Annotated in this window: 4 protein-coding genes; all 4 read left to right on the top strand. The window is 58.7% G+C overall.

The window, feature by feature from the left end; all coding sequences use genetic code 11:
- Positions 1-681: 681 nt before the first annotated feature.
- The 4 genes from IFT59_RS22865 to IFT59_RS22850 all read left to right on the top strand — a co-directional run bounded on the left by IFT59_RS22865 (position 682) and on the right by IFT59_RS22850 (position 6,796).
- Positions 682-1,629, top strand: a complete 948-nt coding sequence (locus IFT59_RS22865) for a phosphoribosylaminoimidazolesuccinocarboxamide synthase (RefSeq protein ID WP_192088393.1) — start codon at positions 682-684, stop codon at positions 1,627-1,629.
- Between the two features lie 48 nt (positions 1,630-1,677).
- Positions 1,678-2,280, top strand: coding sequence for a TetR family transcriptional regulator (locus tag IFT59_RS22860; protein ID WP_192088382.1), 603 nt, complete (start codon positions 1,678-1,680; stop codon positions 2,278-2,280).
- A gap of 145 nt (positions 2,281-2,425) precedes the next feature.
- The gene (locus IFT59_RS22855) at positions 2,426-3,619 is read left to right on the top strand and encodes an efflux RND transporter periplasmic adaptor subunit (RefSeq protein ID WP_062463646.1); all 1,194 of its coding nucleotides are present in this window, start codon (positions 2,426-2,428) and stop codon (positions 3,617-3,619) included.
- A 66-nt stretch (positions 3,620-3,685) separates the two neighbouring features.
- Positions 3,686-6,796, top strand: a complete 3,111-nt coding sequence (locus IFT59_RS22850) for an efflux RND transporter permease subunit (RefSeq protein ID WP_192088381.1) — start codon at positions 3,686-3,688, stop codon at positions 6,794-6,796.
- Positions 6,797-6,897: the final 101 nt, after the last annotated feature.

Raw genomic sequence — 6,897 nt, 5'->3', positions numbered from 1 at the left:
CTCTCAAGTTGAGAATTCAATCATGACTAATCACTTTATGTTCTGAATTGACGAGAACTCTCTCGATAACCAATCGCATCACTGCGACCAGATATCTGGTGTTCTCATATCAAAACGTGACCGTCATTTGTCTTCTAACAGATGGACCTAAGCCCATCCTGCGAGACCGCCGACCACGTTTCTCTTTCTTCTCATATTCAATTGTCAAAGAACCGACATTTCCGCCATAAAGGCTAAAACGTCACAAAACCCAAGAGCCAAACCGTAACCCGGCCCCAATCAGCATCTGCCAATCTTTTTAGGTTTTCACCGAAACGAAGAAGTCCGTCGCTAGCAGCGCCGCCGCCCTCGTTCAGTGAGCGGGTTATAGATCCGAGGCCCCGAACAAGTCAACAGGGGTCGTCGCAAAAACTTCAAGAAAAATGCAAGGCGTTGGATTAACATGATAATTCGCATTTTTACGCGCAAGGAGGCTGTCAGGACCCGGTTTCCCGAACTCCAATCCGTCTGTCGCTCTCCTTGCCGACCACCGATCGCTGGTTCCGGCTTCCTCACCTCCTGCGACGCATCTCCATCCCGGCAATCGCCTTGTGCCGGCGCGGAAAAACATGGCATAGCCACAGCTCGGATTGATATCATCGAGGCCTTGCAAGCCGCCTCTATATAGAGAGAGCCATGACCGTGCGCGTATTAGACGAAGCCTTCATTGCGGAACTGCCAAACTACTATCGCGGCAAGGTGCGCGATAATTACGATCTGCCTGACGGTTCGCGCATCATCATCTCGACCGACCGGATCAGTGCTTTCGATCGGATCCTGACGGCAATCCCGGATAAGGGGCACGTGCTGACGCAGACTGCCCGCTACTGGTTCGATGCAACGGCCGATATCTGCCCCAACCACGTCATCTCCTATCCGGACCCGAATGTCGTCATCGGCAAGCGGCTGGATATCCTGCCCGTCGAGATCGTCGTGCGCGGCTATCTTGCCGGCACGACCGGCACATCGCTTCTGACGCTCTATAAGAAGGGTCAGCGCCGCATGTATGGTCTCGAGCTGCCCGACGGGCTGAAGGACAACCAGGTTCTGCCGTATCCGGTGATCACCCCCACCAGCAAGGCATTCGACGGCGGTCATGACGAACCGCTGACGCCGAATGATATCATTGCGCAGGGACTGCTGACGGCCCAACAGTGGGAAACACTGTCGCGCTATGCGCTGGCATTGTTTGCTCGCGGCCAGGAACTCGCGGCAAAACGCGGCCTCATTCTTGTCGATACGAAATACGAGTTCGGCACCGACGCGGATGGTACAATCATTCTCGCCGACGAAATCCACACGCCCGACAGCAGTCGTTACTGGATTGCCGACAGCTATGACGACGCCTTTTCAACCGGCGGCCGTCCAAAAAGCTTCGACAAGGATTTCATCCGCTCTTGGGTGGTCGAACGCTGCGATCCCTACAAGGACGATATTCCGGAAATCCCGGCCGATCTGATCGAGGAAACGGCCAAGGTTTACCGAACCGCGTATGAAACGATCACGGGCGCGCGTTTCGTGCCCGATGAGTGCGGCGAGACGGTGCTGGCGCGCATTCGCAAGAACCTCGAGCCGTATTTCGGTACTTGATCAGCAGCAGTCTCCGGGCGGTATCGGCGGCACACACTTGAGGACATCGTGCGAAGACCAAGGCGCAAGGCGGAAGAGACAAAAGCGGATATCCTGACGGCCGCCGAAGCGCTGCTCAGGAAGAAGGGTTTTGCCGGCTTTTCGATCGCCGACCTTGCAGCCGAATTGCAGATGTCGCCCGCCAATGTCTTCAAGCACTTTCAATCCAAGACGGTGCTTGCGGATGCAATCTGCGACCGGCACACCACCCGGATGATCGGTCGCTTCGACGCGAAGGACGATTCCATCCCGGCGCCAGCGCGGCTGGGACTTGTTGCGCGCCGCCTGATGGACGCGCATCTTGCCGATATCAGGGATAATCCGCTGTTTTTCGAAATGCTGGCCATGATGGCAAGTACCGACCTGCCCAGCGGCCGGCATTATCGAAAGCTCATTGAGGATCTCTTTGAAAGCGTCGTTCGCCACGGCTTCGAAACCGGGGTCTACAAGTCCGCACCGGAAAGTACCATCGGGCGGAGCGTTGCCCCTTGCTTTGCAGGGGTCCTCCACCATGTCTTTCTTATACATGCCGACGAGGCGGAGCTGCATGCCCGCTGCGACGGACTTGTCGAACTCGTGAATGCTGCACTGCAAAGCCCGCTTGCAAAGTGACGATAAGTGAATTACGTCACTTCGAGGCTGGGCTGTGGCGGTTCCGCCCCTTGCCATGCTTCCTCCCGCTTCTTGTGGGTTAACCTGTCCCTCCCGAGGAAATCCGGTTCTTCGGAATGCGCAACGACCGGCCCTGGATCCAACGATGACCCGTCGCAAACTGCTTCTCCCCCTCCTTTTCACGGTCTTGCTCGCGTCCTGCAGCGATTCCGATCAGCAGACCGCAAACGCTCCAGCCGGCGGCGCACCTCAGAAGCCGCCGCAGGCCGTCAGCGTCGTCGTCATGCAAAAGGCCGAGCGGCCGATTACCTCGATTTTGCCGGGCCGCGCCGTTGCATTCCAGACGACCCAGATCAGGCCGCGTGTGACCGGCGCCATTCGTGAGATCAGCTTCAAGGAAGGAAGCGAAGTCAAGGCGGGCGACATCCTCTATCAGATCGAGGACAATCTTTACGAGGCGACCGTCGCGCAGGCGAGAGCGAGCCTTTCCAAGGCCGAGGTCAGCATCCCGGCCGCGCAGGCAAACCTCACCCGCTACGAGCGGCTGGTCAACAGCGGCGCGACGCAGATCGAATATGAAAATGCCAAGGTCACCCTGCTTCAAGCCCAGGCCGATGTGGCGCAGGCCCAGGCCGCTCTGCAATCGGCCGAGATCGATCTCGACCTGACCAAGATCCGGGCACCGTTCGATGGCGTCACGACCATCTCCAATGTCAGCCTCGGCAATATCGTCACCGCCAACCAGACCGACGCGCTGTCGACACTGCGCAAGCTCGATCCGATCTATATCGATCTCATCGATTCCAGCACCAATCTCCTGGAGCTTCGTGCAGCCTTTGCGTCCGGCCGGGTCACCGGCGATCCGCGCAACGCCGAGATCCGATTGCGGTTGGAGGACGGCAAGGCTTACGAACCTGCCGGCAAGCTCGACATGTCGGAAATGGCTGTCAGCGAAACCACCGGCACGTTTCAGATCCGTGCCGTGTTCCCCAACCCGGACAATATCGTTCTGCCCGGCATGTATGTGCGTGCGACGGTGACGCTTGGCAACGAAAACGGCTATCTGATCCCGCAGCGTGCCGCGACCCGCAATGCCCGTGGTGAACTGACGGCGAAATTCGTTGGCGCGGACAACAAGGTGGAAACGCGGACCTTCACGGTCAGCACCACATCCGGCAACAACTGGCTGGTCACCGACGGCATCGCGGACGGCGATCGCCTGATCGTCGACGGGTTCCAGTGGATTGCCGACGCCGCCGCCGTCCAGCCTGTCGAAGTCACGGTCAACGAGCAGGGATTTACAGTCGAGAAGCCGAAGGTTGATGCGCCGAAGCCGTAGAGGTTGAGGTCCGCATCCCGCAACAACGCGAAGAACGCCGCCCCGAATACGGCAAGGAACAAGTGAATGGCCCATTACTTCATCCGGCGGCCCGTCTTCGCCTGGGTTATTGCGATCGTGATCATGCTCGGTGGTGCGCTTGCCATCACCACGCTGTCGATCTCGCAATATCCGGATATCGCCCCGACCACGGTGCGCATTTCTGCCAGCTATAACGGCGCCAGCGCCGAAACCGTCGAGAAATCGGTCACAACGATCATCGAAGACGGCATGACCGGACTCGACGATCTCACCTACATGAACTCGTCGTCGTCAACGGGACGCGCGACCGTCACGCTGACATTCGGCAACTCGATCATGCCTGATATCGCCCAGGTTCAGGTGCAGAACAAGTTGCAGCTGGTACAGTCCCAGCTGCCTGACGTCGTGCAGCAGTCCGGCATCGAAGTCTCGCGCTCCACCTCCAGTATCCTGATGGTCGGCGCGCTCGTGTCGTCGGACGGCAAACGCAGTTCGGTCGATCTCGGCGACGTGTTCTCGACCCAGATCGAAGATCAGGTGAAGCGCCTGGAAGGCGTCGGCAGCATCAATATCTTCGGCTCAGGCTATGCAATGCGCGTCTGGCTCGATCCCTTCAAGCTGCAGAAATACCAGTTGACGTCGGCCGACGTCACATCCGCGATCGAAGCGCAGAATACCCAGGTGTCCGTTGGTTCGCTCGGGGCGCAGCCCGTGTCGGAAGGTCAGCAGCTGACCGTCACCATGACAGCCCAGAGCCAGCTGACCACCGTCGACGACTTTGAACGGATCATCCTCAAAGTCGGACAGGACGGCGCCACGGTTAGGATATCGGATATTGGCCGTGTCGAGATCGGCCAGGAAAGCTACGGAGGCAGCTCCCGCTTTAACGGCAAGCCGGCGGCGGGCTTTGCGGTCAACCTTGCGACAGGCGCCAATGCGCTTGATACCGCCGAAAGGGTAAAAACCGCCCTCAACCGGGTCGAGCCGACGCTTCCCGAAAATGTCAGCATCACCTATCCCTACGACACGACGCCGTTCGTCGAGCTGTCGATCGAAAAGGTCATTCACACGCTGATCGAAGCGATCGTTCTGGTGTTCGTGGTGCTTCTGGTCTTCCTTCAGAACCTGCGGGCAACGCTGATCCCCATGGTCGCCGTTCCGGTGGTGCTGCTCGGGACCTTCGGCATCCTGGCGCTGACGGGCTATTCGATCAACACTCTCACCATGTTCGCCATGGTGCTGGCGATCGGCCTTCTCGTGGATGACGCGATCGTCGTCGTCGAAAACGTCGAGCGCATCATGGACGAGGAAGGTTTGTCTCCGCTCGAGGCGACCGAAAAGTCCATGCACGAAATTACCGGTGCCATCATCGGCATCGCGCTGGTTCTGACGGCCGTGTTTATTCCGATGGCCTTCTTCGGTGGGTCGACGGGCATCATCTATCGCCAGTTCTCGATCACGATCGTCTCCGCGATGCTGCTTTCGGCCGTGGTCGCGATCGTGCTGACGCCGGCGCTTTGCGCGACGATCCTGAAGCCGGTCAATCACGAGAAGAAGAACAGGGGTATCGGCGCCTGGTTCAACCGCGGCTTCGACAAGACGACAAACGGCTATGTCGGATCGATCGGGTATCTACTGAAGCGGCCGCTGCGCGTCATGCTTCTTTTCGCACTGATTGTCGGCGGTTGCGGTCTGTTGTTTTCGAGGCTCCCCAGCTCCTTCCTTCCTCAGGAAGACCAGGGCGTTCTGATGGTGCTCGTCCAGACTCCGAACGGTTCGACGACCGCCAGAACCGAGGAAGTGGTCAAGCAGATCGAGTCCTTCTTCCTCAACGACGAGAAGGACAGTGTCGCTTCGGTGTTCGGTGCGATGGGCTTCAGCTTCAACGGCACCGGCCAGAACAATGCGATGATCTTTGCCAAGCTCAAGGATTTCGACGTTCGCACCGAGCCGCAGCAGGAAGCGGCCGCCGTTGTGCAGCGGGCTCAGCGCCATTTCTTCGGACTGCGTGACGCGCAGGTGTTTGCGCTTCTGCCACCAGCAATCCAGGGCCTCGGCAATTCCAGCGGCTTTTCGATGTACCTTGTCGACAGCGGCAACAACGGCAATCCCGCTTTGACGAGCGCATCGCAGCAGCTGATGCAGATCGCCGGCAGCAACCGCAATATCGGCTCGCTGCGCAGCAACTCGCAGAGAACTGAAACGCAGCTGCAGATCCTGCTCGACCAGGAGAAGCTGGGTGCGATGGGTGTCGACCTCGCTTCGGTCAATTCGATGCTGACCACCATCTTTGCCGGTCGCGACGTCAATGACTTCACGCTCGAGAACAAGCTGAAGCCCGTCTATGTGCAGGGTGATGCGCCTTACCGCATGCAGCCGGAGGACCTCAAATACTGGTTTGCCCGCAACACCGGCGGCGAGATGGTCCCGTTTTCGTCCTTCAGCACCGTCCAGTGGAACACGGGCACGCCGCAGCTTGCGCGGTTCAACGGCGTCAGTGCCATATCGCTTGACGGCGCGACCGGCGCCGGCGTCAGCACCGGTCAGTCCATGGACGAGATGGAGAAGCTGACTGCGGCATTGCCGGGTGGCTACTCCGTGGCCTGGCAGGGCATCTCCTATCAGGAACGGTTGTCTGGCTCCCAGGCTCCCATGCTTTACGGCCTGTCCGTTCTGATCGTATTCCTCTGCCTTGCGGCACTTTATGAAAGCTGGTCGATTCCGTTCTCGGTCATTCTTGCGGTTCCGATCGGTGTCCTTGGCGCATTGGCTGCAGCCTATCTCCTTGGCCAGTCGAACGACGTCTACTTCAAGGTCGGTCTTTTGACGACGATCGGATTGGCGGCGAAGAACGCCATCCTGATCGTCGAATTCGCCAAGGATCGTCAGGAGACAGGTATGGGCGTGCTCGAAGCGACCCTCGAGGCCGCAAGATTGCGCCTTCGTCCGATCATCATGACGTCGCTCGCATTCATTCTCGGCGTGGTACCACTTGCGATCGCAACGGGTGCCGGCTCTGCCGCTCAGAACGCCATCGGCATCGGCGTGCTGGGTGGTATGCTTTCTGCAACACTGCTCGGAATTTTCTTCGTTCCGTCCTTCTTTGTTGTTGTGCGCCGGTTATCAAAGCGTGAAAAACAAGTGAAGACAGTGTGAATCTGTTAACGGATTGCCAGCATCGAATCGCCGCTCGTCTGAGCGGGAGGCTGTGCAGTGATTTGCTCCGCTGTTCGCGGGGCCCCATTCTTAAGCGTTTC

Origin of the sequence: Rhizobium sp. CFBP 8752, assembly GCF_014842035.1 — a bacterium.
GTDB lineage: Bacteria > Pseudomonadota > Alphaproteobacteria > Rhizobiales > Rhizobiaceae > Neorhizobium > Neorhizobium soli.
The sequence above is the reverse complement of the archived record's forward strand: the minus strand, read 5'-3'. Positions and strand labels throughout refer to the sequence as shown.